The sequence below is a fragment of the Pigmentiphaga aceris genome, from assembly GCF_008119665.1.
GTDB lineage: Bacteria > Pseudomonadota > Gammaproteobacteria > Burkholderiales > Burkholderiaceae_B > Pigmentiphaga > Pigmentiphaga aceris.
On record NZ_CP043046.1, the window covers coordinates 4,346,206 to 4,372,247 of the forward strand.

General features: G+C 60.2%; 19 protein-coding genes, 1 tRNA gene and 2 CRISPR repeat arrays (1 of these 22 running past the window's edge). Of the genes, 3 read left to right on the forward strand and 17 right to left on the reverse strand.

Annotated elements, in window-relative coordinates; genetic code table 11:
* A CRISPR array of direct repeats spans nucleotides 1-1,135; the repeat unit is 29 nt; unit sequence CGGTTCATCCCCGCATACGCGGGGAACAC; it begins 175 nt to the left of the window's first position.
* 83 nt (nucleotides 1,136-1,218) lie between these two features.
* The 10 genes from cas3 to FXN63_RS18905 all read right to left on the reverse strand — a co-directional run bounded on the left by cas3 (nucleotide 1,219) and on the right by FXN63_RS18905 (nucleotide 13,957).
* Entirely contained in the window at nucleotides 1,219-3,978 is a 2,760-nt protein-coding gene (cas3, locus tag FXN63_RS18860) for a CRISPR-associated helicase Cas3' (protein ID WP_148816718.1), read from the reverse strand.
* Between the two features lie 216 nt (nucleotides 3,979-4,194).
* Nucleotides 4,195-6,055: direct repeats of the CRISPR family, unit length 29 nt; unit sequence CGGTTCATCCCCGCTCGCGCGGGGAACAC.
* 59 nt (nucleotides 6,056-6,114) lie between these two features.
* Nucleotides 6,115-6,420, reverse strand: coding sequence for a type I-E CRISPR-associated endoribonuclease Cas2e (cas2e, locus tag FXN63_RS18865; protein WP_148816719.1), 306 nt, complete (start codon nucleotides 6,418-6,420; stop codon nucleotides 6,115-6,117).
* A complete protein-coding gene (gene cas1e / locus FXN63_RS18870) occupies nucleotides 6,420-7,307 on the reverse strand; it encodes a type I-E CRISPR-associated endonuclease Cas1e (RefSeq protein ID WP_148819551.1) in 888 nt (295 codons plus the stop codon). The genes cas2e and cas1e overlap by 1 nt, the downstream gene beginning before the upstream one ends.
* A 29-nt stretch (nucleotides 7,308-7,336) precedes the next feature.
* Nucleotides 7,337-8,014 carry a type I-E CRISPR-associated protein Cas6/Cse3/CasE gene (cas6e, locus tag FXN63_RS18875; RefSeq protein WP_148816720.1) on the reverse strand — a complete coding sequence of 226 codons (678 nt, stop codon included), beginning with the start codon at nucleotides 8,012-8,014 and terminating at the stop codon, nucleotides 7,337-7,339.
* On the reverse strand, nucleotides 8,011-8,778 hold the full coding sequence (gene cas5e, locus FXN63_RS18880; protein WP_148816721.1) for a type I-E CRISPR-associated protein Cas5/CasD: 768 nt from the start codon (nucleotides 8,776-8,778) through the stop codon (nucleotides 8,011-8,013). The genes cas6e and cas5e overlap by 4 nt, the downstream gene beginning before the upstream one ends.
* A gap of 4 nt (nucleotides 8,779-8,782) precedes the next feature.
* Nucleotides 8,783-9,817, reverse strand: coding sequence for a type I-E CRISPR-associated protein Cas7/Cse4/CasC (cas7e, locus tag FXN63_RS18885; protein ID WP_148816722.1), 1,035 nt, complete (start codon nucleotides 9,815-9,817; stop codon nucleotides 8,783-8,785).
* Nucleotides 9,814-10,440 (reverse strand): type I-E CRISPR-associated protein Cse2/CasB, encoded by a 627-nt coding sequence (casB, locus tag FXN63_RS18890; RefSeq protein ID WP_148816723.1) that lies wholly within the window; start codon nucleotides 10,438-10,440, stop codon nucleotides 9,814-9,816. The genes cas7e and casB overlap by 4 nt, the downstream gene beginning before the upstream one ends.
* A complete protein-coding gene (gene casA, locus FXN63_RS18895) occupies nucleotides 10,437-12,002 on the reverse strand; it encodes a type I-E CRISPR-associated protein Cse1/CasA (protein ID WP_148816724.1) in 1,566 nt (521 codons plus the stop codon). The genes casB and casA overlap by 4 nt, the downstream gene beginning before the upstream one ends.
* A gap of 300 nt (nucleotides 12,003-12,302) precedes the next feature.
* Entirely contained in the window at nucleotides 12,303-13,667 is a 1,365-nt protein-coding gene (locus FXN63_RS18900; protein WP_148816725.1) for a HipA domain-containing protein, read from the reverse strand.
* Entirely contained in the window at nucleotides 13,664-13,957 is a 294-nt protein-coding gene (locus FXN63_RS18905) for a helix-turn-helix transcriptional regulator (protein WP_148816726.1), read from the reverse strand. Before FXN63_RS18905 ends, FXN63_RS18900 begins: the two co-directional genes overlap by 4 nt.
* Before the next feature lie 254 nt (nucleotides 13,958-14,211).
* Between FXN63_RS18905 and FXN63_RS18910 the strand changes: the two genes are divergently transcribed.
* Both FXN63_RS18910 and FXN63_RS18915 read left to right on the forward strand, forming a co-directional pair.
* Nucleotides 14,212-15,729: a gliding motility protein gene (locus tag FXN63_RS18910; RefSeq protein WP_148816727.1), complete on the forward strand. Its 1,518-nt coding sequence runs from the start codon at nucleotides 14,212-14,214 to the stop codon at nucleotides 15,727-15,729.
* A 130-nt stretch (nucleotides 15,730-15,859) separates the two neighbouring features.
* On the forward strand, nucleotides 15,860-16,498 hold the full coding sequence (locus FXN63_RS18915; protein WP_148816728.1) for a hypothetical protein: 639 nt from the start codon (nucleotides 15,860-15,862) through the stop codon (nucleotides 16,496-16,498).
* Between the two features lie 27 nt (nucleotides 16,499-16,525).
* On the opposite strand, the gene FXN63_RS18920 is transcribed toward FXN63_RS18915, so the two are convergent.
* Nucleotides 16,526-17,818, reverse strand: coding sequence for a DEAD/DEAH box helicase (locus FXN63_RS18920; RefSeq protein WP_148816729.1), 1,293 nt, complete (start codon nucleotides 17,816-17,818; stop codon nucleotides 16,526-16,528).
* A gap of 272 nt (nucleotides 17,819-18,090) precedes the next feature.
* Here FXN63_RS18920 and FXN63_RS18925 point away from each other — a divergent pair, with 272 nt between their 5' ends.
* Nucleotides 18,091-18,600: an ABC transporter ATP-binding protein gene (locus FXN63_RS18925; protein ID WP_148816730.1), complete on the forward strand. Its 510-nt coding sequence runs from the start codon at nucleotides 18,091-18,093 to the stop codon at nucleotides 18,598-18,600.
* Nucleotides 18,601-18,745: 145 nt separating this feature from the next.
* Here the strand turns inward: FXN63_RS18925 and FXN63_RS18930 are convergent.
* The 6 genes from FXN63_RS18930 to FXN63_RS27345 all read right to left on the reverse strand — a co-directional run bounded on the left by FXN63_RS18930 (nucleotide 18,746) and on the right by FXN63_RS27345 (nucleotide 25,911).
* Nucleotides 18,746-18,836: transfer RNA gene (locus FXN63_RS18930), tRNA-Ser, on the reverse strand.
* A 62-nt stretch (nucleotides 18,837-18,898) separates the two neighbouring features.
* Nucleotides 18,899-20,545, reverse strand: coding sequence for a PepSY domain-containing protein (locus FXN63_RS18935; RefSeq protein ID WP_148816731.1), 1,647 nt, complete (start codon nucleotides 20,543-20,545; stop codon nucleotides 18,899-18,901).
* Nucleotides 20,546-20,555: 10 nt separating this feature from the next.
* Entirely contained in the window at nucleotides 20,556-22,751 is a 2,196-nt protein-coding gene (locus FXN63_RS18940; protein WP_148816732.1) for a TonB-dependent receptor, read from the reverse strand.
* Nucleotides 22,752-22,808: 57 nt separating this feature from the next.
* Entirely contained in the window at nucleotides 22,809-23,279 is a 471-nt protein-coding gene (locus FXN63_RS18945) for a DUF2946 family protein (protein ID WP_148816733.1), read from the reverse strand.
* Nucleotides 23,280-23,317: 38 nt separating this feature from the next.
* On the reverse strand, nucleotides 23,318-25,417 hold the full coding sequence (locus FXN63_RS18950) for a sodium:solute symporter family protein (protein ID WP_148816734.1): 2,100 nt from the start codon (nucleotides 25,415-25,417) through the stop codon (nucleotides 23,318-23,320).
* Nucleotides 25,417-25,911, reverse strand: a complete 495-nt coding sequence (locus FXN63_RS27345) for a DUF4212 domain-containing protein (protein WP_342791190.1) — start codon at nucleotides 25,909-25,911, stop codon at nucleotides 25,417-25,419. Before FXN63_RS27345 ends, FXN63_RS18950 begins: the two co-directional genes overlap by 1 nt.
* Nucleotides 25,912-26,042: the final 131 nt, after the last annotated feature.

Below are 26,042 nucleotides of genomic sequence, written 5' to 3' on the forward strand. Positions count from 1 at the left end.
CTCGAAGCCGGTTCATCCCCGCATACGCGGGGAACACTGCGCCATCGATTGATTGGTGACGCCGACGGCCGGTTCATCCCCGCATACGCGGGGAACACCAGCGATGGCGACGGACTGACGTTTACCCTGACGGTTCATCCCCGCATACGCGGGGAACACGACCGTCGGAACAGCCAGGGTTCTGGCTACAACGGTTCATCCCCGCATACGCGGGGAACACCACGGCTACTCGCCCGAGGCCGTTCTGATTGGCGGTTCATCCCCGCATACGCGGGGAACACAGATGGCAGCGCCACACACGCCAAAGAAATTGCGGTTCATCCCCGCATACGCGGGGAACACTTTGCTCGGGTATGCCATCAAACATCTCCCTGCGGTTCATCCCCGCATACGCGGGGAACACGCCCACATAGGCACACCAGCCGGGACCACCAACGGTTCATCCCCGCATACGCGGGGAACACGCCTCCGCCCAATAGCGCAGCTATAAGGGTGCCGGTTCATCCCCGCATACGCGGGGAACACTCTTTGTGGCCACGCTGACCGGCGCATAGAGCCGGTTCATCCCCGCATACGCGGGGAACACTCTATGAGCAAATGGCCGCTGCTGCCGCTAGCCGGTTCATCCCCGCATACGCGGGGAACACTTCCGCGAGTGGAACGCGCTGGAGTACGAGAACGGTTCATCCCCGCATACGCGGGGAACACGTCGTGACGCTCGCTTGCAAGTCAGTGACCTGCGGTTCATCCCCGCATACGCGGGGAACACGCACTGGGAGCGCCAGAAGAACCGCGAGGTAACGGTTCATCCCCGCATACGCGGGGAACACCGAGGATCACCAAGGGCGGGGACCAAAAGCTACGGTTCATCCCCGCATACGCGGGGAACACCTCGACGCCGTGATAGAAATCAGTAGTAGCCACGGTTCATCCCCGCATACGCGGGGAACACTAGAGAACATGGCGTCCCTTCCCGCCATTGGGCGGTTCATCCCCGCATACGCGGGGAACACTAAACCCGCCGCCAGCAAGCGAAATCATTGAGCGGTTCATCCCCGCATACGCGGGGAACACGATTTCCGCTCATCGAAGTTATCAGCAAAGTCCGGTTCATCCCCGCATACGCGGGGAACACACTTAGCCTACATCATTGTTTTTAAAGAGAAAAACCACCCTCGAAAATTCTACCGATTTTCCAGGCAGATTTTCACCCCTGTTTCAGCCCTTGCCGACCGCCTCAAACACCAACCCAATCACTGCGTCATACACGGCCCAAACCACCTTGCCATCCGCCCGTACGGTTTCGGCTTGCCAGCGTCCGTCCGCAGCCACCAGCGGCAACAACAACGCAGGTGCTTCCAGCAATCGATGCCGTGCTCTCAGCGCATCGATCTGCGTACCAAAGCGCTGACTCCACGCCGGCGACAAGGCCTCAATATGGCGAGCGTCAACCGTCACGGCGGACTGCTCCCATGCAAAGGCTCCGTCATTACGCCAAGCCTGTAGTTCCGACCCAGTATCCCGGCACAGAAAAATCTTCACCGTTGCTTCACCCAATCGCGTGGGTACCTGGGTGTCTTCATACCAGTGGTGACTGCTTTCCACGCAGTACCCGTTTTCCATGCGCAGCGCGTTGAAGCGTGCCTGCGCACCTTCGGCCATCACGACGCCCATGTAGGCCGACGTGGCTTTTTGCAGGGCGTCTGGTATTTCTTCCGCAGCATCGCCATAGACCGCTTCGACCAAAGTCCGAACCCCGCCGATCTGCCCTGGCTCGCCAGGACTGACAATCCGCCCTGCATTCACCAATGCACGCTGCGTAAGCCACAGGTTGCCGACATTGGGGTACACGTATCGCCCGCGTGGAAAGGTCAGCGAATACCAGTCTTGCCTTGGTGTCGTTGTCCACACCGGAGCCAGAATGTGCAACACAGGTTCAGGGCGCTGTTCATGGGCAGACGGTTCACCATCTGCTGCTCGCGTGTGACGATGCAAGCGCCCTGCTCGCTGGATCAGCAGGTCGATAGGCGCAAGGTCTGAGATGAGCACATCAAAATCGAGATCCAGCGATTGTTCGACAACCTGCGTTGCCACCAACACCTGCGATCTGCGCATTGCTGCGGTGGACGTTTTGCCGAAACGTGCTAGCACGCTGTCTTCGATGTCCAGACGGTCACCCATCGCATATCGGCTGTGGAACAAAGTCAGCGTAGACGCATGCATGTCGCTGCTCAGTTTTGCGTAGGCTGCGCGTGCGTCGCCAACCGTGTTCCGTATCCAGCAAACGCTTTTGCCTGCCGCCGCCTGTTCCCGAATCAAGGTGATCACCGCATCTTCGTCATGCAAGCAACGCACTGCTACCTGTCGCACCAGAGACGAACGCGTTTCGCATGCGTAGGTCTGTGTGGTGTCGTGAACATGCGTGACCAGCGGGTAACGCAGGTCTGCCGCAAGCGGTTCGCCTTGGTTGCCTTTGCCCGCCTGGAATGCTTGCACCAGTTCTGCCCGCATGTCGTTAGCCAAGGTCGCCGACAGCAAGATTGCAGAGCCGCCCTGGCTGGCATGCGCGGCCAACAACTTGGCAAGCAAGGCACGCATGTAGGGATCGTAGGCATGCACTTCGTCAACCAGCAATACCTTGCTTGCGAGGCCCAACAGCCGCAGTGACTGATGCCGAACGGGCAGCACAGACAACAGGGCCTGGTCCAGCGTGCCGACGCCAACGTGCGCCAGCAAGGACTTCTTGCGACTATCGGCCAACCAGGCAGCGCACTGACTGCTTGCGCTGGTGTCGTCATGCCGATAGTCGGCGTCACCTGACTGCGCGTGCGCATACAGCACACTTTCTCGGAAGGCATCCACCAACTGCCTGGCACCATGCGCGAGCACCAATGAAGGAGACGCGTCGTCTTCGTACAGGCGTCGATATACCGACCCGACGCGCTGGTACATCTGGTTGGCGGTTGCCATTGTGGGCAGCCCAAAATACAGGCCGTGCGCAAGATTGGCCGACATCAGGCGATACGCCAGCATCAACGCGGCTTCGGTTTTTCCAGCGCCGGTGACGTCTTCAAGCAAGAACAATTGCGGGCCTGAACCGAGTGGCATCGTCGCCGCCAACTGCTGCAAAGGCGTGGGTGAAGCAAGGTAATCGAAGAGCTTGAAAGGACTGCTCCAATCGCGGATTGGCTCGGCACCGACACCCGCAGCCTGAACGACTTTTTTGGCAACGGGCAATGCCGTGCGGTCCCAGTACTCGTCCAGCGCGACTGGCTGCGACTGATATGCAAACGCCCGCTGGTCAGACCCCAACCAATCTGCCAACACGGCAGTCCCCGCCAGCCGCCACGCATGCTTTTTCAGAACCACCAACGATGCTTCGTCAGGCGTTGGAATGTCTGTGCGGATAAGCAGCCTTGCCGCCTCGACGTAGAACGCACGCGCGGCATCGATATCTGCGGTGCAGAAAAAATCGTCAGGGTCCAACGCCCACGCACCACTTGTGCTTGTCTCTTTAGGCGGCACACCGTGGTGACCAGTGCAGATGCGCGCCCAATCTGCCCAGAAATAATCGTCAGGATTGGGAAGCGGCTGGCCATCGAAATCTTGCGCCAGATAGTCGCGCCACAGCAGCCAACCCAAGGTGTCGTGTCGTTCGTCATAGCGCTTGGACGCGACGACAGGCACCAAGTCAGCAGACATGCCGGGGACGAGCCGCTGAAAAGCGCGCGCGAATTTTCCGAGGTCGTGGATGGCCAGGAAAAACCGGTGTAGCGCTGCGACGGTTTTCAGCGGCCAGCCCAAGTCTTGGGCAAAGTCGTGCAGGGAGAAAGCAGGCAGATCAACGATGCGACTTCCCGCAGCGGCAACTTCCAGCGAGTGATAGGCCAGCAGGTGATAACGGGACGAATCCGACTGGGAGACGGGCATGGCCTTGCCCCAGTAGGCGTAGTAGGAAGGTCTTGGGGGAGCGGTCACCGTTTGGCCTTGGAGGGAAATTTTTGACGTTGAGTTTGCTGTGATTTGATGGGAGGCGAAAACGAAAAATCGAATTACGTATTCGAGAATGGACGTAGCTCATCCCCGCATGTGTGGGGAACAAATATAGATGGCAATCGCAGCGCCAATCTAGGCGGTTCATCCCCGCATGCGAGGGGAACGCTCGAACGTGACGCTCTCGGCGTTGGAGATGTATAGTTCATCCCCGCTCACGCGGGGAACACTCAGCCTGCGCCGTGGCGTAGTCGGACCATTGCGGTTCATCCCCGCTCGCGCGGGGAACACGATGACATCACGGTCGCTGCACTGCGCGCGGCCGGTTCATCCCCGCTCACGCGGGGAACACAAGGTCGTTCTAGTCCACCTTGTTTCGGCCTACGGTTCATCCTCGCCTGCGCGGGGAACACCGACGGATGTAGCCAGCGCGTGCGCGCAATCCCGGTTCATCCCCGCCTGCGCGGGGAACACCAATTGCAGCCCGTAGCGATGCCTGGGCAGATCGGTTCATCCCCGCATACGCGGGGAACACGACAACGCCGTGGCCTGCACGCCGTCGACCAACGGTTCATTCCCGCATGCGCGGGGAACACGGCCGAAGTTCTCTGCGTACTGGTCACGAATGCGGTTCATCCTCGCTCGCGCGGGGAACACTACGCGGAACAAATCCGGGCCGAGCAGAAGAGCGGTTCATCCCCGCTCGCGCGGGGAACACTTGGACCACCAGAAACCCTGGTCGAGATCGACCGGTTCATCCCCGCTCGCGCGGGGAACACACCAGACGAATCGCCGCGGCTGCATCTCCGGCCGGTTCATCCCCGCTCGCGCGGGGAACACTCTTCCAACGGGCGAAAAGCAAGTCCCGCTCGCGGTTCATCCCCGCTCGCGCGGGGAACACGTCTCTGCTTGGCGTGGCCCCGCGCATCCTGGTGGTTCATCCCCGCTCGCGCGGGGAACACCGTTTGGTGTCGTTGCGCAGCCGAGCCAAGCGCGGTTCATCCCCGCTCGCGCGGGGAACACGGGTGTAGAGGTGCGCACCAAGACCAACGAATCGGTTCATCCCCGCTCGCGCGGGGAACACTTTTCCGTTCACCTTGAGCCACTGGGGGATATACGGTTCATCCCCGCTCGCGCGGGGAACACCGTATGTGTTCTTTTGCTCATTCCTCATCTCCCGGTTCATCCCCGCTCGCGCGGGGAACACGCGCGCGGGTCAAGGGCGATGCGTAGAAGTGGCGGTTCATCCCCGCTCGCGCGGGGAACACGCCAAGTGGAACGCCTCCCGCAGCTGAACATCCGGTTCATCCCCGCTCGCGCGGGGAACACGACAGGTACGAGCGCACGGCGTGGTCGAGTTCCGGTTCATCCCCGCTCGCGCGGGGAACACGCGACAGTGACCGATGCGCCGGCACTGCCAAGCGGTTCATCCCCGCTCGCGCGGGGAACACGGCTCCTACGCGGGGTGGGTATTCGTGGCTCACGGTTCATCCCCGCTCGCGCGGGGAACACGAGAAAAAACGGGAGTCCAGCCAATGAAGACACGGTTCATCCCCGCTCGCGCGGGGAACACATCCTAGCTGGGCTGCAAGTTGCAACCCAGCACGGTTCATCCCCGCTCGCGCGGGGAACACGACGCTGAGGAAGCTCAGCATGTAGTAGCCAACGGTTCATCCCCGCTCGCGCGGGGAACACGGCGGCTCCTCGGGTCGAGGCAGGAAGTTTTCCGGTTCATCCCCGCTCGCGCGGGGAACACTCAAGGCACCGTGCCTGCCAATCACGGACCGGCGGTTCATCCCCGCTCGCGCGGGGAACACGTGCAAGAAAGCGAAGGAATGTGTGCCTACGCCGGTTCATCCCCGCTCGCGCGGGGAACACTCTTGAATGGCTTTCGGGTTAGCCTTTACCTGCGGTTCATCCCCGCTCGCGCGGGGAACACTCAATCGGAAGACGCCCACGCCAGCATGAACCCCGGTTCATCCCCGCTCGCGCGGGGAACACCCGCCCAGCCCGGACTCATTGAATTCGTAAAGCGGTTCATCCCCGCTCGCGCGGGGAACACACTTAGCCTACATCCTTGTTTTTAAAGAGAAAAAACCACCCTCAAAATTCCACCAACTTTCAGGCGTCTTTTTCAGAGTCTTGCAACGGCTCAAAGGACACCAACTGCAGCCCATCGAATTCCACCGGAAAGCGCCGGTTTTCGCCCAAAGTCTGGAACTCATATCCAGACTCATGACTACTCGCCCAGGCCATCACCACGTTGCCACTTTCATGGCCTGCAACAAGCTGCTCCCACAGCATCTCGCGCGTTCGGGTGGACACGTCACCGATGTAGACACCAGCCCTGACTTCCAGCAGCCAGATTGCCATCCGCCCCCGCAAACGCGGCGGTACGTTTTCAGTCACCACGACAACAAAGCTCATTACTGCGCTCGGTGGCCGACATCGCCAATGCTGGATGCATTCGGAATCGCAGGCGGGACAGATTCTGGTGGTGCTTCGGGTGGCGATATTTCGCCTGCGGCCAGTACCTCTTCAATCGCGGGAATGATCTTGGCCAGCAGTTTGGTGCTGCGGAACATGTCGCGGCATGCCAGTCGTACCTGCCGTTCCGGGTTGCCCGCAGGCTTGGCGGCGATCTTGAAAGCCAGGGGCACCACGGTGTCGAACTTGAACAGGTCGGCCACGTCGTAGACGAAAGACAGCGGTTTGCCGGTGTGGATAAATCCAACGGCAGGTGCGTATCCGGCCGCCAGAACCGCTGCCTCGGTAATGCCGTACAGACAACTGGTGGCGGCGGAAAGGCATCGGTTTGGAATGTCTGCGACATCCCATTGTTGGCGGTCGTAGTTGCGCGATTGCCAGTCAACGCCGTATTGCCTGGCTAGCAGTTTGTAGGTTTCGCGGACGCGTGCACCTTCGATGCCACGCAGTTGTTCAACGCTGCGTCGCGCGGGTGCGGGTTCCTGGAAACGGATTTCGTACATCTTGCGCACGACTTTCAGTCGCAAGTCGTCGTCCAGCGCAAGTTTGGCCTGATACAGCAGGCGGTCGGCGCGTGCACCGCCTGGCTGGCCGCTGGCGTACAGGCGCACGCCAGCTTCACCGATCCAGACCAACAAGGTGCCAACCGTGGCAGCCAGATGTACTGCCGCATGGGATACCCGTGTTCCGGGTTCCAGCATGATGCAGGCAACCGATCCGACGGGGATGTGCGTGCGCACGCCTGTTTGGTCGATGACAACGAAAGCTCCATCCAGTACGTCGATCTGTCCGTACTGGATGAAGATCATCGACACCCGATCTTTCATGGGCAAGGGTTTGAGTGGCGGCAGCAGACTCACGAGACGCGCTTGACCAATAACAGCCCGCAGCCAAACGCCCGCGCGTGTCCTACCCCACCCACCAATTTGGCTGCCAGGCGTGCTGGGTCTGTCACTTGCGCCAGGCCCTGGTAGTCAAACGACGAGAACTCGATGCTGCGTTTTTTGTGGTGCAGCCTGTGCTGGGTATAAGCGGTCGTCAGAACACTTTCTTCCTGAAATTCGAGCCCCCAGTCTTCCCCGCGCGATGACAGCCAGGCAAGCGACCGTTCGGTGATCAAGTCATTTCGCGATGCTTCCGGCAGGCTGGCACCTTGGCGCTTTGCTTCCATCAGGACGTCGTGCCGTCGTGACTTGCCACCCGCCGCATCGCGGCGGGCAACGGTGGGATTGGCGCGCAGGTCGAAACGGACCCAGTCGCCGGACTCGAAGACGGGTGCGTAGGGCTTGGACTGCACGGCCAGCAGCCCAGCTTCCGCGATGGGGGCGCGCGCAGACACCACGTAATAGAAGGCTTTGCCGCGTGCATCCAGTTCGCGTCGGAACAGGAAGTCACGCTGTTCGTTATCGCCAGGGAACAAGCGCCATACCAAGGCGTGATCGCGGTAGGCATCGCCATGCCTGCTGAGTGACGCCAGCAGCGCCATGTCGAGTGGACGGTCCAACAATTGAGCACGCGAGAAATAGTGGCTCATCGGGATTCCTCTGCCGCCAGAAATACCGATTCCTGGCGAGGCGCAAACTGCCAGCGTAGCCGCGACAAGGGCTGGTCATGGCGATCTGTGTGGAAGCTTGCTTCCATGCCCGCGTCCATGCCGGATTCCCAGTAATAGCGCGCTGCGGAAAGTCTGAAGCCGATGCGATCTTCACGCGTGGGCCACGCGTGTTCGCCTGTCGTGTTCAACAAGGAAAAAAGGGAATATTGAGGCGTGTCATCCAGCGCGCTGCGCAGCGTGACACCACCTACCTGTTGGGGCGACAAGGGAACGGCCAAGGGGCAGGATTTTCTTCCCAGATAAAGCGGAAACACGGGGTGACGCAAGGCGTGGTCAAGTGCCGACAAACTGGCCGGTGCACCAGACAATGCCTCTACCGCAACCAATGCAATGCTGTCGCAGCGATATTCACGAGCTGACAGCAAGGTGCCCACGCGCGTCGGGTCAGCCAGTTCCTGGCGGCGCGTGCGGTAGCGGATTTTTCGCTGCTGTTCGGGTGCTTGAATGGTGTGGTAGTCGCGCAGCGGCGTGCCTACGCTGACCAGCTTCACCCCAAAGCGATACCCGGCGATGAGCGTGGCTTGGCCGGTGTCGTCATCGCGTTTGATGCCAAGCGCGGCCCCCAGCAGCCCGATCAGCGCCGACTTGGACGGATGCACGGCGGAATGCCGCGACTCGCCTACCGCGATTTCCCCCCAGCTTGCCAGTGGCCCGTACAGGCGCATTACAAGATAGTCGGCCATGCGTTCATTCCGTTGCGACGAAGTCGATCAGTGCAGCAAGCGTTCCTTTGCCCGCCAGCACATCGATGTCCAGATGCGCATCCGAACACGCGCCATAGACCTTGTCCATGTTGTTGCGCACGGTGGTCAGCGCGTCGATGGCGTCCTTTGCATAGTCGATGCCCGTCACGGGTTTGACGAAGGCCAAGGACAGCGAGCGCGGTTGCTGGCTGCCCTTTTCCGCCAGAACATAGTGCGCGCGAGCGCGGCTGGCAAAGCTGTTCTGTTTGCCAGTGGGGCCAACGGTAGCGGCGGCTTCGGTCAGTGCGCCCAGGGCTTGCTTGGTCAGGGTTTCATCACCGCCAAGATTCTCTTTCAGGCGGTCACGGTCGATGCAGATGTACTGGTAGAACACGGCGGCGGCAAAGCCGGCTTCGCCAACGTGACCGGCACCGGAATCATCGTTGTTCAGATCATCAACCGCGGTGAAGTAATCGTCTTCGACCACAGATGCATGTACGCCGATGGCGTGCGCTACTTGCACGGCAGCTTCTGCGTTGAATTGGTTTTTGCCGGCCAGCATGCGGCCAAACATAGCGATATCGACGGCATGTTGAACGTGCAGCAGGCCTTTTAGCTCCGACTCGGTCGGCGCACGTTTGTCGGCAATGACGTTGGCAATCAATTGATTCAGTGACGCCCGTTCTTCAGGGGCGACATGAACGAGTTGCTCGATATCGAGCGGGCTTTCTTTCTTGGTCGTACCGTACACGCTGGCGATTTGGGACGCCCATTCAGTAGCCTGCTTTTCAGCAATACCCGCCTTTAAAAATGCCTCATAGGCTTCGCGTCCCAAACGCTTGGTGCGCGTGCCAATGTTGCCTGCCAAGTGTTGTTGAAAAATCTCTGAGGTACGCCATGCGCGCTTCAGGCTCTGCGAAGAAATACGAAGCCGTTCAACACCACCCACGCGTGCTGTTTTGGGATTGCCCGTGTCATCGCGATTGAGGTTGGCCGGCGGATAAGAGGTCAACAGGTGCAACTGAACGAAGCGGGTCATGAGCGGATCTCGGCAGAAGTGGATTCAATGGATTTTTCAACGACAGCGCGGTCACGCGCAGGCAGGTAGTAATCGCGCGCCCAGCGCGACTTCAGCTTGTGATTGGGGTCTTGTACGGGTTGACGCTGTTCAACGCACCAGGCGATCACATCGTTGGCAAGCGCCACCACATCGGCCTTGTTTCCAGCAAGCTGGATGGCGCGCTTCAACTGGCGATAGAAGTCGTCGACGTCGCTGGTACGCATCAAGCGCAAAAATCTCAGCTCGCTCAGTTTGGCGTCATCACCGCCTAGCTGGGCGGCAAGGCTGCGGCCATCACGCACGTCATCCCTAACGGCAGCGACCGCACCGGCAACCAGGGCAACTGCGGCGTAGTCGTCCGCAAAATGTTTGAACTGCTTGTCGGCTTCGATCTTCATCAGCCCGGATGCCAGGCGATTGGTAGACGCTTCGACAATCAGTTCGTCAACACCAGCACAGCGTTTGAGTGCTGCCCTGGCCCCGCGCCCCAAGCCCAGCAGCCCTGGGTGGATAGCCGGTGAACCTTGCTCTTGCGGATGTATGGCCGCCCACCACGCGCGAACCCAGCTCGCCTGGGCGTCATTCAGATATCGGTGCTTCACACAGCTTCCTTCAGATGGGTGTTGACGATGTCCCGAAGCGGTTTCATGGCCTTGCTGGCGTGCAGCCACTTCACCAGGTCTGCACGTGCCTGAATCACGCGCCGCATGTTCGTATCTTCGATAGGCGCGGTTTGCACCCATTGGTCGAACAGGCCAAGCGCATGCTTGCGGGTGTCCCGAAGCCAGCGTTGATACGGTTCGGCCAGCATCGCTTCGTTGTCGAAATCGACTTGCGACAGTTGTTCCAGCAAAGCGTAGAAATGGGGTTCTGATTGCTGCCAGAAGCTCAGGGGAACGGCAGCGTCACTGGCCACATCCCCAGGGCGGTTGAAGCGTGCGGCTTTGACGTATTTGCCCAGCAGGCTGGCAGACTCGGACGCGACATCGATAGCCAGGCGGGCGGCTTTGGCGAAGTGACGCAGTTGCCATTCGGATTCGATGTTGTGGAATGGCAAGGTGCTGTCATACCAGCAGCGAGCCTTCATGTTGTCCATGTCGTAGCCGAAGCACCACAGCTTCACAGGCAGCTTTCCCTGTTTGCTGTTCATGTGCTCTACCACCCGGGCGGCCTTGGGTTTGGCATCGTCGCTGCCGATCGCCAAGCCCAACCAATGCCGATAACCGATACCGCCCTTCTGACCCTTGATCGACAAGGGCAGCGTCTTGGGATCAAAGCTGTAGGGCGTCAGCGGGTGCACCCAGTGGCCGTTGTAATTGGTGCCGTAGTTGCGGGTACGGTACTGCGTCAGCAGCGTTTCACTGTGCTGTCCACACAAGTCGCAATGGCCTGTTTGCACGTTTGCGAAATCCAGCCGAATGCGGCGTGGCGTGCTCCAGTAGGCCTGTAGCGGATGGACGTTTTCAGGTGTGGTGTCGCCCACGCCTTTTGGGTCGCTGGTACGGGTCGGCCCCATCCAGGGCAGGACGGAAGACAAGTCTGCAAGCTCGGGGTACCCCAGCCAATCTTTGGGGATCACATTCAGCCAGAGTTTCTGCCAAAGCGTGGCGGCAGGGTTGCGAGGCATCAGCAAAGTCGTCAGCGGCCCGCCGCCACGCACCGACACGCGGTGCCCTGCTCCACCAGACGGCGCGTTGATCTGCAAAGTGAACAAGGCCGTTGCGGCGCATGTGGGACACATTCCGTTCACTGCGCCCCGGTGGACAAAGTGATCGAGATTTTTCTTGGTGGTGTTTTCGCCGGGTGACTCGATCAGCAGCGCAGCGATGGGGGATGCTTCGCTGTCGCTCAGCAGGTCGACATCCTGCATGAATGCAGGTTTGTCGGTGTCGAGTTCGAAGGCGTGCAGATAGGGTTCGAAGGCGGCTTTCAGCTGCGCTTCGGTGGGGGGTGCGTCCCAGTACTTTTTCCAGTCGCTAAGCTTTGCGGGTGCGAAGCTGAGTTGAAGGACGCCGATCAGATATTGAAATAGTGCCGCGCGGAAATCTGGTCTTGGTGAGATCAAGTCATAAATGTCAGGCCGCCATACATCTACGGCACGAATACGACATTCATCACCGTCACGGGTACGTACATCAAGGAATGGATCACATAGCGTGTTCATCTCACCCTCAAGCAAAACATCAAGTTATAAGTCTTATAGCTAGATCGTCGACTTATCTATCTTGTGTGCTTCTTGCTTGATGAGTCAAGGAAAAATGGCCGGACTTTACGCACCGAAGGCAGCATTTCAACGGCAAGACGATCGGTACTTGTAGACTGGCGGTCTCTTGGAACCAAGAGATGAACCGTCTTATAGCTAGGCGGACCAAACGTTCCCCGCCTAGCGGGGATATAGGGCGAAAGACGGCGCATGCGTTGGGTAGCTAAAACCTGCCCAACGCATGATTGCAGACCATGATCTCTACAAGTCTTCTGCCCGAACCTGCGCAACCATGTCAGCCATGGCCAGTTGCCGCGCGCAGTTTTCTTGAACTACTTCAGTTATCCGATGCTTCACCGCATCAGGTACGACTGGGTCGCCGCCAACACCCGGCAATGCCTTCAGCACAAGATCAGCAAGCAGCTTGATCTGCCGCCCCACCAGCGCGCCTGACAAGCCGTTGTCTTTCGCAAAGCTGGCCCATTCGAATGCGCTCAGCGCGTCGGCGGTAAATGCGTCGCCAATCGCCATTGCGTAGGTGTTACCTAGCTGCGCATCATCAAGCGCAGGCACGCACACCATGTCGTAGGCGGGGGCAAGCGTAAGTCCTGCGGCATTCACAAAGAAAGACAGGTTTTTTCCGTGCGCATCGGTGTTGCCGATCAGTACCTGGAAAATGACCCATTGAAGCAAGGCCAGTTTGTCGATGGCGGGTTGCATGCTGAAGCGTGCAATCAGGTCGAACAACTTTGCATAAGTCACGCCGTCACGAATGTTGCGCACATCAACGCCATCACCATAAGGACGCTCATATTTCATCGACACGGGAAGCCCCAAGGCCTGACACCCGTCGATAAGATGCAAGCGTTCCACCCGGTCTGCGCGCTCAAGTCGATCGAAACGACTTACCAACAGTACCGGCTCGGGTACGGTAGCGACGCGCGTATTGGCGGCCTTCACACCCACGCGTTGGGCAAGCTGCATGCAGAAGTATTCGTTGTACGGCAGGCTGGCGAGCGCCGGCCGCGCTGGCACGGGTTTGACGATCACGGTCGATGCAAGCCTGGGCCCTTCTACCAGGAACCACTCGCTGTCGCGCTCGTAAATGGCAATCTTGTCTTGATAGCCCGCTATCGATAGCCGGACTTTGCCATCCCAGACGGAAAAAGGGCGTTCCGCACGCCGACGAATTCGTTCTGACAGCTCTTCCTGGGTAACGCGGCGAAGTTGATTCGCGTCGGATACAGCAGCCCGGACAGGCGGGCTGTCGGCTGCGTCCTCCGCAGTGCCGGCTTCCATCAAGACACGCAGCGCGCCAGCCGTCTCTTTGCCCAAGGCAAACATCAAACCAACCAGATTTGCCTTGGATATCCCGTAAGCCTGCGCCGCGTGATCAAGTGCCTCTCCTTCGGGCAGTAGATTTTCGAAAAACTGGCGTACCTCGGCGCTGTGTTTTTCAGGGCTTTGCTCGGGCTCCTTTTTCAGCGGAAGACGTGGGCTTATCGCAAAGGCGTGCTTTGCAGCTGTCCACGTACCGGCATAGTCGAACGAGAACAGGTTCAACGCGGGATCATGACCTACCCATCCGATCGGGGCGTCATCAAGCCATATCGCGAGACGCGTCATGACGTGCGCTCGCTCAGCAGTTGTCGGCGAACGATTTCTCGATCCTCGGGTGCGGCAATGAAGACCCCCACGCCAAAAGCGCGCGCAACATTGATCGCGGTGGCCAAGCCTACCGACGCACGAGCTGTCTCCAAGTCGGCAAGGGTTTGTTTAGAGACGCCTACAAGCAGCGCCGCATCGGCGATGGTCATGCTGCTGGCGGTTCGAGCTGCGCGTATGGCTGCGCCGAAGTCCGCAGCGTTTTGCACCAGCGGGTCGGAGGGAAACGGAAGTGGTACGACACGGCGCATGATTAATCCTGCTATTCCAGTTTTATAGACAAGATATGCGAAAAATCCTGAATAGGTCTACTTTTCTAGGTTTTTAACAAGCATATTTGCTGAAATCACTAAAAACCTGCAATAACGTGTTTTTAACTTCGTTTCACCAAGTCCAGTTGCCCCTTGTAACGTCGGAAATCAGAGCTTCAATTTTCAGCCGGCCCCCTGCGCCACTCAGTCCTTTAGACTCAAGCCCCTCGAATTTCCCCAAGGCAAGCGCACTTATGACGCCCACGCCCGGAGACATCTTCGCGTTTTACAACGCTCGCCTGAACGCCTACACGGCTATTCAAGTCACCCATGTGGAGACTGACAAGAAACCTGCAAAGGTCGCGGTGCTTACCCTCGACTGGAGGGGCAAGACACTGCCAAGCGATGCTGAAATCGCGGTGATGCAGCCCAAGGTTTTTGATTTCTTTTTCTGGAACGCGCGCTTCGTTCATCGGTGGGTGTCGCTTCCCGTGCCGCCGGGCTTCACACACGTTGGGCACAAGCCTTCGTTGCACGATGCCGAAGTAAACAGCTACAGCGGCTGGCCGACAGGGTCGTCTTTCTATTCCCAACAGCAATGGGATGCCCGGCCGAAGGCGCAGCGTGATCGCTTCAAAGAGGCCGCGGCGACGCGCGACAAGACGCCTTTGCTTACCCTGGGCGATGTCTCGGTCAATCTGTCTACGCAGCGATTGGATGGGGAGCGGCTGGCTATGGCGGGGGACTTGTCGGTCTTCGACGCGCTACCCTTGTTGACCAATGTGACGACGGATCGCCCGATTGCGGGTCTGTTCGATTTCCTGCGCAAACATGCTTTTGTCTACGAGGCGGAGCTATGCAATCACGGGGAAGCTCGGGTGGATTTGCGTGGCACGTATCTGACGCGCTTGAGCCTTGATGTTACGGGCGTGACCGAGCTGTTCCTGAATGACGATCTGGAACATCTGTCTTTGCTGGGCACCCCAAGCAGCGACTTGCGGATTCATGCAAATGCGGACGGCCGTTGGTTGACCGTGATGTTGATCGATCCCGATGTGCCTTGGCAGGGGCTGGATGCTCTGGGTGCCTTGAACGTGCGACAGGGACGCGATGTAGATGTGGCGAAGATCGTGACGCGCTTCCCTGCTTTGTCGGAACTGCGTATCTGGGGTGCGCCAGGGTATGTGCGCAACTTGCCTTCGCTGGCTGCCTTGTCAGGCTTGCAGACCTGGACGTTCTACGATGTGTTCGGCTTCGGGCCCGAGGATATTCCGGCATCGTCGAATTTCCCGATGCTGGGGATGTTCTGGACGCACAGTATTCCCGCCGATGCGGCGGCAGCCATCAAGAAGGCCTATAAGGCGGCGACGGCCAATGGTCTTGACCTGGCAGTGCGTCAGCCGCGCAAGCCGGAATGGCTGGCGGCCAATCTGGATAATCCGTTCCGCGATTGGGATGGCACGGAAGGCATTACGGCAGCCCAGGCAAAGAAGGGGGCAGCGCTGTACAAGACGGCGCGTGCAGATGCGTTGAAGGTGGCGGGTGAAGCGGATTCGCTGGCGGCGCTTGGCCCGATTGTGCGGACCTATATCGAGGCGTTCAACAAGCTTGATGCCCGCAACAATTTCATCTTCACTGAAGAGCGTGAACAGATCTGCATGGCCTGGCAGCAGATTGTGGATGCGGTTGACGAGAAGCGGCGTGAGCTTGATGCCGGGCCGGTGGACCGCACTGCGTTGGACGAGCTGATGGATAGCATCAGGGACTTCTGACCACAGGACGTCCAATTATCCCCGCCCCACCAATCGCGTATTCAGATTTTACGAAACTTGTTTGCGCCAGCGGTGGGCGCTATCTTGACGCCACCTATCTGCCAAGAAGCCTTTTTCTATGCATCTTCGATTGATTGCTCCACTTTTGCTGGCCTCTGCCACTCTGCTGCCGCTGACCAGCGCGGCCGAGCCGAAGACAGCAGAAGAAGCGATGCAGTCCATCGCGTCCCAAGCCAATTTTTTCTTGCGCAGGGCCGAGCGGTGTCCACAGTTCAATGAAGCCGAACGCAAAGCCTTGTCATCGAAGATTCTGGGCTGGATAGACGCCGAAGCAGCAAGAGTGGGGGTGTCGCCTGCGGCGTTGGCAGTGGGCACCAAGGAAGGCATCAATTACGCGGATGAGCGCTTTCCCACCATGTCTGCAGACGATTGCAAATACATCATGCATGACGTCAGAACGTATTACAAACCAATGGTGGCCCAACGCAAGGCGGGGCAAGTACAGCTGTTCGATTTGGCCTCGCGTGCGCATTTCCATCTGCGCATGGCCAAGTTCTGCAAGGTGTTCGATGAAGCCGAGCAGCAAGCCATGGCGGCGAATCTCGACAAGGCGCTGACGGCATTCGCCGCAGAGGCCGGCGCACTACCAGACCAGATTGCCGAGTACACCACCCGGGCCGCTGACGCGGCCGAGGCCGCCTACAAGGAAGATCCGTCTGCCGCAAATTGCAGCCGTAGCACACGCTCCTTGCAGGCTTTGGTGGGATAAGGCCCGATCGGCCCTACCGCTGCGGCATCAAGCGTCGCCTGATTCGGCAGCCGCTGCTGCTGCCGCTCGCAGCTTGTCTTTCTTGCTGGGCCGCTTGCCTTTGATACCGCCGGTGGCGGCGTCAGAAGCAGCCTTGTCCTGCTGCGGGGTAAGCACGTCTTCGGGCTCGAAGCCTGCTACTTGTTCGCGTCCCAGGCGCATGCCCTGGCGTTTTTCGATGACCCGCAAGTGGGCTTCGGTATCGGCGCTGACAAAGGTCACGGCCATGCCGCGTTTGCCTGCTCGGCCAGTGCGGCCGATGCGGTGGACGTATTCCACGGGAGAACGCGGCAGGTCGTAATTCAGGACGACCGGCAGTTCTGCGATGTCCACGCCGCGCGCGGCCACATCGGTGGCGATGACGACTTTCACGCGTCCGGCCTTGAAGTCGGCCAGTACCTGGGTGCGCTTGCCTTGGCTGAGTTCGCCGTGGAAGGGTTCGGCCGAGATGTCGGCGCGGCGCAGTTTGGTAGCCACGTGGTCACAGCCATGTTTGGTGGCCACGAAGACCAGCACACGTGACCATTTTTCTGTGGCGATCAAATGGCGCAGCAACATGGTGCGGCGCTCGGCATCGACCTGGATGGCGCGTTGGTCGATATCGGGCGTGGCCAGCTCGGACGCCGGAATGTCGATGACGACCGGGTCGTGCATCAGCTGCGCGACCAGCTTCTGCATGCTGGCCGGGAAGGTGGCCGAGAAGCACAGGTTCTGACGTCGTGCCGGCAACAGGCCAAGCACGTCTGCCAGTTCGTCGGCAAAGCCTTGATCCAGCATGCGGTCGGCTTCGTCCAGCACCAGCGTGCGCACTTGCTCCAAGGACAAGGCGTTGTGGTCGATCAGGTCAAGCAGGCGGCCCGGCGTGGCAACCACCAGGTCGGCACCGCCGCGCAGCGCCATCATCTGCGGGTTGATCGACACGCCACCGAATACCGCAATCGATTTGATCGATACAGACAGGTGCGCAACGAAGCGGGCAATGGTGTCCTGCACCTGAACTGCCAGTTCTCGCGTGGGCACCAACACCAGCGCACGCACGGGTCGGCGCTTGGACGCGGGTGCGTCATCAGCCGCCAGCCGTTGCAGCAAGGGCAGACAGTAGGCGGCGGTTTTGCCTGCGCCGGTTTGCGCAGCACCTTGCACGTCACGACCGGCCAGGATGGCGGGAATCGCCGCGATCTGAATCGGCGTGGGCGTGGCGTAGGCGTTTTCGGCAATCGCGCGCAGCAGCGCCGCGGACAAGCCAAGGGAGTCGAACGAAGAGGCAGGTGTGGAAGTCATGCGGCGAGAATGCGGGAATATGGCGTGGGCATCAAGGGCGTTGGGACAATGCGTAGGTGGATAGTCGGTATCGGGCCACAGCCATCGATTCCTGTCCCCGTGAAATGTACTGAGCAAGTCATGGCCGAACGGGCACAACGCTGGGCACGGCGCTTGAGCAACACTAGGCAACGTTCGTGGACCCACCAAAGCACTTCTGTTTTCATGGGAGGCATCACCCTGGCGTAAATCATGCTCAGGGAACACGTCAAAGGAGGCTCGAAGGTTTGTCCATGTTCAAGCGATTTCGTCCGTCACGCGCCAGGCACCGGATGGTTCTGGGTTCCTGTATCGGACTGTTGTCTGCCACCGCATTTGCCGAGGTGCCAGACTCGGCGGACGGCCCGTCGTGGCAGTTGTTCGCATCGCCTTACACCATGCACTGGAGCCACGACGACGATCACAAGCCGGTCTTTGCGTTGGGCATCGAGCGCATCGATCAGGACCGTTCCTTGTGGGGCGCGTCCGCATTCAGGAATTCTTTCGGCCAGGCTTCGGCCTATGTGTACTACGGCAGGCAGTGGGACCATTTCCTGGGCCAGCCAGCGCTGTATGCAAAGATTTCCGGTGGACTGATGTACGGCTACCGGGGCAAGTTCCGCAACAAGGTGCCGCTTAACGTGGGTGGTGTTTCGCCCGCCATCGTGCCAGCAATCGGCTACCGGGTCACGCCGCAGAGCGCAGTGCAGTTGAACGTGCTGGGCACGGCAGCGCTCATGTTTTCGTACAACCGGAATTTCTGAAAACGAGCTTCTGAAAAACAAAAAACCCGTACAGCCAAGGCCGATACGGGTTCATCGTTTCTTGCTACTACTGGTCATTCTGGGTTTGCGTTCTCCACTACGGGTTAGGTAGCTTCAATCAGCAAATAGTCGCTGGTTAAACGACTGGCGGACAGGGAGGGATTCGAACCCTCGATAGGCTATTAACCTATACACGCGTTCCAGGCGTGCGCCTTCAACCGCTCGGCCACCTGTCCGTGTCCACCAAGATGGTCTGATTAATCAGTCATCTCGACAACAGCCGCGCATTCTATCAGAGTTATGCGCGCCCTGCTTTGGCCCCGCGTGCAAATTTTTCATCTCGCGGAGTTTGGCCGCTTTTCAGCTTGCGCCCCAGGCGTCGCCAGCCAATCACAACGCTGGTCAGACTCAGCACCGCGCCACCCAGGCTGAGCACCACCATCAGCACGTCCCAGATGGGTCTGCGTTCCAGCAAAGGGAGCCAATCCCAGCTGTGCAGCATGGCAAACAGCCAGCGGCTGGTGCGGCGATGGCTGTCGCTGCGGTCCAGCACTGCGCCGGTGTGCGGGTCAAGATGCACCCACGTGCCAACCTTGTCGTCGAACACCACCCGCCATATCGGCAGCGGTTTATAGCCGCCGCCCATCATGGCGCTTTCCACTCGTGCGTAGTAGTACAGGTCGTAGGCGGTCAGCACCTCAACCCGGGCCACAGGTGCGGCAACCAGTTTTGCAGCGGCCGATTTCAGTCGCTCGGGGTCGATGTTGATGGCTTGCCCGGAGCCGGCGTCCAGCACGACAGGCTTACCCCCTGCATGACGCGCCAGGACCAGCGATTGGCCTGCCACCTGCACCCAGCGCAGTTCCCGCACGTTGCCATGTGCGGCGAGCAGCAGGTTGGCGGGCGTGGCGTCTGTGGCGCTGGGCAGCAAGGGGCTGCCATTCATGTCGGCCATTTTCAAGGCAGGTGCACCGGCATCGAAGATTCGCCACGGGTTCATGGACATCAAGCCGCTGAACATCCACGTCAGCGTAATGGCCGCGAACAGCAAACCACTGATGTGATGCCAGCGCATCATGCCGCTTGGATATGGCGAGCGCGACCCGCTTTTATAGCGCCGGGTGAAGCGCCACCGCATGATGCCGACTATGGTGCCGGTCAGGATCACAGCAATCCCGACGATCGACAGCCAGTTGACGATGTCGGTCCAGTAGGCGTTCAAGGCTCCGCCCCGGAAGGGATAGAGCCAGTGAATCCACGCCCCTGCATAGTTCCACAAGCGTTCTGCTCTTGGCGCATCGCGGACTACTTCGCCTGTGCTGCCAGAGATGTACAGCAAGGTGGATGCGGCGTCGTCAAGCTGCACCCGGTGCAAGGGCCGATGCGCATCCAGTCCACGCGAGTGGGTGAAGGCATCTTCGTCGATGGTGTCCACGTAGGTTGTTGATACACCGTCTGACGCAAATGCAGCGGCGCTGGCCAATGCCAGCGTCGGTGTGACCTGGCCCAGCACGACACCTGTGTTGGCATCGATCACGACCGTCTTGGCAGGCCGTGCGCGACGCGGTGGCGGTGCGGCAGCCACCGCAGACGCCGCAGCAGATTGCGTGGCCGAGGCGGACGCAGCATCCGCCGCCGGGGCCGTCTGCCGCGACGACTCAACTGCTGCCGGCACAGCCAGATAAACCGCCCTTCCCCCACTGGCGACGGCCAGCCGCAAGTCCTGCAACGGCCCTGTGATGCCCGCGGCATCAAGCGCCTGCCGAGGACTCAAGGCCACGTCACGCAACACCGGAAGCTGCGCAAGACGTTCGCGTTCCGTGAGCTTCGGGTAGCCGACATACATCATCACCACGCCAGACACGAACCACATGGCGAAGAACACGCCCAGCGCAATGCCCAGCCACCGATGGATCAGAAACAGCCAACGTTTTGCGCGTTGCATATGCGGCGGCCTAGAACGCGACGCGCAGCGTCAGGTCGGCCGTGCGCGGGGCACCCAGATACGCCATGCCACTGACCACATTCGCCGCATACACCTTGTCGGTCAGGTTGCGGATGCGTGCTGTCAACGTCATGGAACGGTCAATGCGCCAGCCCAGGCCGACATCCACCAATGTGTAAGACGGCCAGTATTGGGTATTGGCACCATCGGCATACGCTTTTCCCACGTGACGCAAACCCAGCGTGGCCTGCCATGCAGGCGTGAACGCATACGACAACCACAGATTGCCGACGACGGCAGGCGTGTTGGTCGGCCGTTTGCCGGCCAGCGATACACCGGCTTGCTGGAAGGTTTCGTACTGCGCATCAACATAGGTCAGGTTGCCCTGCACCGACCAACGTGGCGCAGGTTGCAAGCCCACGGCCAGTTCAACGCCTTGCGCGGACTGTTCGCCCACCAGCGCGGTCAAGGCGCTGTTGTTCGGGTCTTGCGTGGCAATGTTCTTGCGGGTGATGCGGTAAGCCGAGAGCGTCGCCGTGCCCTTGTTTTCCCAGAAGTCGAGCTTGGCACCGACTTCCGCCTGGCGGCCGGTGGTCAGTTCGCTGTTGTTCATCACATCAGCAAAACTCGCGGTGGACAAGACGCCCGACGGGGGATCTGCTGCCGTGGCGTACTGGGCATAGACACTGGCGTTCTGCGTCGCGTCCCACACCAAGCCGATGCGGCCCGTGGTGGGTGAATAACTACGCGAATAGCTGGCCGGGCTGGCGGCTGTCACAGCACGACGGTTGGTCAGGTCCAGATCGATGCGCTCGTGACGCAGCGCGGTGATCAGGTTCAGGCTGGGCAGCAAGGCCGTGCGGTTTTCCAGGTAGGCCGCAGCCGTGGTGATCTTGTTATTGCGGTCGGGCACGAAACCGGGGCGCATTCCCGGCACGTCAAAGAAATTCTCGGTGCCGAAGTTGTACGGGTTCACGGTGCTGACCACGGCTGGCAAGCTGTTCGGGAACCGCGTCTGTTTGTTGACGCTGTAGTCCACCCCAAACGACCAGTCGCTTTTCAAGCCACCCAGCGTGCCGCGATACAGGCCTTCCACCCTGTTGCCTATCAGGTGTTGGTCGTGGCGTTGCAGCAAGGCGGCTGAGCGAATGACTGCGGTATTGGACGCGTTGTAGCGGTAGGTCTCCACGTTGCGGTAGTCACGCAAGGCGTCGTAGACGTACAGCGTGTTCTTGAAGGACAGCGCACTGGACGCCTTCCAGTCGGTAACGGACCGCAGCCATTGCACGCGCTGCTGGTAGACGCCATCGGCACTGTTGTAGTTCTTGTCTCGAATGCCTTCGTCTATCCGCATGCGACCAACTGCTGGGTTCAGCGTTGGCGTGCCCCAATAAGGACGGTCAACATCTTCGTCCTGGAATTCATAGGCCAAGGTGTGCGACAACCCACTGCCCAGGTCTGACAGCAACGAGGCCGCCACCTGGGTCGAACGCCTGCCGGTGCCATCTGTCCAGCTGTCTGCGTCGCGGTGGTTCACGTCCAGCCGGGCGTAGTGGTCCCCTGCCCCGCTGCCATCGCCTGCGATGCGCCGATTGATGCCGAACGAGGTTTCCTTCAGACCATACGAGCCCAGTCGCACCTGGGCTTCACCAAAGTTCTGCCGCTCGGCGACCTTGGTGATGTAGTTGATCGAACCACCCACCGCACCCGATCCGAACAGGAAACTGGACGGTCCACCGATGGCTTCCACGCGGTCGTAGATCCAGCTGTCCACCGGGCGCGCGGCAATCGAATACTGCACGTTCACGCCGTTGAACAACTGACTGATCGAGTTGCTGGAAAAGCCTCGGTAGAACACGCCGACCGACCCCGGGGCATCGTGGGCAGTCACGCCAGGGATGCTGCGCAAGATGTCCTGGGTGTTCTGCGCACCGCGGGCGTCGATGGTGGCGCGGTTGACCACCGTGACGGTGGCAGGGGTTTCGCGCGGCGTCAGACCCAGGCGGCTGCCGGTATCGGAAGGGGTGTCCAGATCGAGCCGTCCGTTGACGACGGGGCTGGTGTCAACGACGTCGATCTGCGGCAGTTGCGACGCAGTGGTCTGGGCATGAAGGGGGGAAACAGCAAGCAGAACAACAGGGAAAAGCGCGCAGCCAAGCGCCGCGCGACGCGCCGCAATGGCAGCGTCGTGGGAAATTCCAGACATGAAAAAAACCTCGGGATGTATGTAGCGACCGGCCCGTTCAGGACCGGAACAAAACCATCAACCGAGGTGGGCAGGCGGCGCGCGTGAGCCCAGCGGCGGGCCTTGCGCAGTGATTGGCGACGGGCCGACATAGACAGCAACCGGCACGTCGCTGGTGGCAAGCGACGCCACGTGCAGCACGATGTCGGCGGTCGGCAACATGGCTTGCGAGGTGGCCATACAGAACGGACAGTTCTGCATGGACATGCCCTGATCGTCCTGCGTACTGGCAGCATCGGCCTGCGCATGACTGTCGCCGATGTCCAGCACAAAGGCGGTTTCCACGCCTGCGGGATTGCACAGCATCAGCACAACCTGATTGCCGTGATGCGCATCCATGCCAGGCATGAAGCCCATGGGCATCAGCGCCCGCAATACGAACGCCAGCAGCGCCAGTCCAAGCAGATACTGCCGGACAGCGTAAGCAGGACGAGGTGTGCGCAACCAGGCGCGGATCGGCGACATGCGCAGGATTCTATCTGCAAGCACGCGCACACGCCTCGAACTCCGGGAAATAAACAAAGCGCTCACTCCCCTTTCTGATCGGGATCAAGCACAGCCGGACGAGGCAGTGAGGGCACGCGGATGAAATCCACCAGGGCGCGTGTGGCGGCATCGGGCGGACGGGTCAGCAGCGACACGATGATCACCGCTGCAAATGCTGCGGGCACACCGAAGACCCCCGCCGATAAAGGCTGGATATCCCACAGCAGGCGCACCGGCTGGCTGCGGGGAATCTGCAACAGCAGTTCCCGCAGCGGCGGGTGGGTGGCCACCATGTAGGCGAAGGTCACGCCCAAACCACACACGAAACCGGCGACTGCCCCCCACTTGTTGGCGCGCTTCCAGAAGATGCCCAGCACCAGCACCGGGAAGAAGGTCGAGGCCGCAAACGAAAACGCGGCCGTGACCGTGAACAGGATGTCGGCAGGTTTGCGCGCCGCCACGTAGGCAGCAGCCAGCGCGACGATCAGCAACAGCAGTTTCGACACCATCACCCGCCGACCGGGCGATGCCAGCGGCGAAATCACCTTGTGATAGGTGTCGTGCGACAAGGCGTTCGATATAGTCAGCAACAGGCCATCTGCTGTGGACAAGGCGGCCGCCAGCCCGCCCGCGGCCACCAGCCCGGAAATCACATAGGGCAAGCCGCCGATTTCCGGCATGGCCAACACCACGATGTCGGCACCAATGCCGATCTCGGCCAGTTGCACCAGGCCGTCACGGTTCACGTCGGTGATCGACAGCAGGCTCGCATCGACGGAATTCCACGCACTGACCCAGGCCGGCAGTCGCATGAACTCCGACCCAACCACCACGTTGTACATGTCGTACTTCACCAGCACGGCAAGCGCCGGAGCCGTGAAGTACAGCAGGCAGATGAAGAACAGCGACCACACCACCGAGCGCCGCGCCTCGCGCACCGAGGGCGTCGTGTAGTAGCGCACCAGGATATGCGGCAGCCCCGCCGTTCCCAGCGTCAGGCAGAACACCAGCGCCAGGAAATTGCGCCGCAGCGTGTCGCTGCCTGCCTCGTCTGCCGCCGGAAACGGTTCGGCATGCGGCAGTGGCGGACCTGCACGCGCTTCGAACGCGGCCCGCTCTTCGGTCCAACGCACCCGCGCCTGCTCGGGGCTTGCGGGGTAGGTATTGAGTTCACGTTCAGCCGCCTTGATATCGGCCAGGGGGGCGTTGCTCTGGTTGTACTGCTGCAAAGTCTTTTGCAGCGCCACCTTTTCGCTGACCCAGGAACCGGGCAGGCGCGACAGCCGGTCGCCCAGCACATCGGCGTTGTGCTGATAGATGCGGCGCACTTCCAGTTCGGCCGGATCGTTCGCCAGTTGCTTCTCGCGTTCGCTGACCTGTTCCAGCACCGACCCGTAGACCAACTGGGGCACCGGGATGCCGGTATGTTTGACCGACAGCCAGATCACCGGGATCAGGTAGGCAATCATCAACACGATGTACTGCGCCACCTGCGTCCAGGTGATCGCGCGCATGCCGCCCAGGAACGAGCAGACCAGCATGCCACCCAGGCCGATGAAAATGCCAAGCTCGAAGGCCACGCCCGTCATGCGGGTGGCGATCAGCCCCACGCCGTAGACCTGGGCAACCAGATAGGTGAAGGAACAGACCAGTGCGCACAGCACGCCCAACAGACGAGGCAGATTGCCGCCGTAGCGCGCGCCCAGAAAATCGGGAATGGTGTACTGGCCGAACTTGCGCAGGTAAGGCGCGAGCAGCAAGGCCACCAGACAGTAGCCGCCCGTCCAGCCCATGACATAGGCCAAGCCGCCGTAACCGCTTAGATACAGCGTGCCGGCCAGGCTCAGGAAAGACGCGGCCGACATCCAGTCGGCACCGACGGCCATGCCGTTGAAGATGGCGGGAACGCGACGCCCGGCTACGTAGTATTCGGCGGCATCCGAAGTACGGCTCATGATGCCGATACCGGCATACAGGCTGACCGTTGCCAGCAGGAAGATGTAGCCGATCCAGTCGCGCGGCAGACCGAAGCGTTCCATGATCGCCAGCAGGCCTACGAACACCAGAACGCTCAGCGCAAACCACAGGTAAACGCGCTTGAGCGACGCTTCGAACGCGCGTTGTGTCGCGCCGCCCGCCATCAGTCTTCCTCTTCCGCGACACCATCACGCAGGTCCATGGCTTCCATCCGGCGGGCGTACCACCAGACGATCGCGACATAGACAAAAAGCGCACCCTGGGCTGCCACCCAGAATGAGAAGGGCCAGCCGAAGAAGGAAAACTGAAGGGATCGTGCGAAGAAACTGATGCCGAAACTGACTGCAGCGCCTGCGGCGAGCAAGATGAGAATCAGGCGTAGATGACGGCGCCAGTGCGCGCGCAAGTCGGGGTACGACACGGCAGGCGGCATGGGGGTGGGCGTCTGGACAAACGACGGGTCGAGGTTTGAAACACTCGGCCGCGTTTGATGGGTGCCTTGAGTCTGAACGCCTGTCTCTGGATGGAACATCGCAGGACCGGATTCAGCGCTTATTTGCCGGCGGCCGGCACTCTGTGTTGCCAGGCCGCCTGCAGTTTGTTCTTCTGTGCCAGCAAGGTAGATGTCTCCTCCACCTGCATGGCCGGTATTTTGCATAAGGTTAAACCATTGTGACATCCGGAATCACCCTGATCGTTCAAAACAATGAGAACAGATAGACACAAAACCTGAAACAATTATTGAGAACAATTCTCAATCACTCTACCATTTGGCGTCTTCAACTCGCC